Below are 262 nucleotides of genomic sequence, written 5' to 3' on the forward strand. Positions count from 1 at the left end.
CCTGAGCGCACAAAAGGCCAACCTGGAAACCCTGTTCGGCCTGACGAGCAAGGCCTTCGAAGGCGTTGAAAAGCTGGTGGAACTGAATGTGACCGCCTCGCGCGCCGCACTGACCGAAGCTGCCCAGCACACCCAGGCTGTCCTGAGCGTCAAGGACGCACAGGAACTGCTGTCGCTGCAGGCCAACCTGTTCCAGCCCCTGGCTGAAAAGACCGCTGCCTACAGCCGTCACCTGTACGACATCGCCAGCGGCACCGGCGCC

Annotated in this window: 1 protein-coding gene; it reads left to right on the top strand. The window is 63.4% G+C overall.

The window, feature by feature from the left end; genetic code table 11:
- On the top strand, window positions 1-262 hold a 262-nt coding region (locus ACRHNM_RS17110; protein WP_431137842.1), incomplete at both ends, for a phasin family protein.

This window comes from Psychroserpens mesophilus, from assembly GCF_050617655.1.
GTDB classification, from domain to species: Bacteria; Bacteroidota; Bacteroidia; order Flavobacteriales; family Flavobacteriaceae; genus Psychroserpens; species Psychroserpens mesophilus_A.